The organism is Plebeiibacterium marinum, assembly GCF_026013615.1.
Classification (GTDB): Bacteria; Bacteroidota; Bacteroidia; order Bacteroidales; family Marinilabiliaceae; genus Saccharicrinis; species Saccharicrinis marinus_A.
The window spans coordinates 1-512 of the sequence record NZ_JAPDPI010000134.1; the positions used below are offsets into that span (position 1 = coordinate 1).

Here is a 512-nt window from a genome sequence, read left to right on the forward strand (position 1 = left end):
TTAAATATGGTTTAATCAGAATGGCTCATGCATTAAGTAATCCCATTAACAACAATGATTTAGATGAATGTTATAAAGTTTTGTCATGTACTTAGCCCGTTTTTAGAAAAAATAAGCGCCAAGTTTAACTTATCAAAACCAATAGTTATTGCAGATTCGGGCCTGTTGTCAAAAAATAACTTAATTTCTCTGGAACAAGACAAATACGAATATATCCTGGGAGCTCGGCTAAAGAATGAATCAAAAGCCATCAAACAAAAGATTCTCAACTTGACCTTAAGCGATGGAGAAGTGTATTGCATCAATAAGCCTGATAGGAAACGGCTCATTATTTCCTATTCAAAAAAAAGAGCATCAAAAGATGCATATAACAGGAAAAGAGGATTATCCAGATTGGAGAAAAAAGTAAAATCTGGAAAACTCACAAAATCCAACATTAATAATAGAGGATACAATAAATACCTTACCATGTCTGGTGATGTTTTAATAGAGATTGATTATGAAAAGTTTGA

The 512-nt window shown here is 32.0% G+C and carries 1 pseudogene; it reads left to right on the plus strand.

The window, feature by feature from the left end:
• Positions 1–63 precede the first annotated feature (63 nt).
• Positions 64–512: pseudogene (locus tag OM074_RS21210) on the plus strand (IS1634 family transposase); the annotation flags it as partial.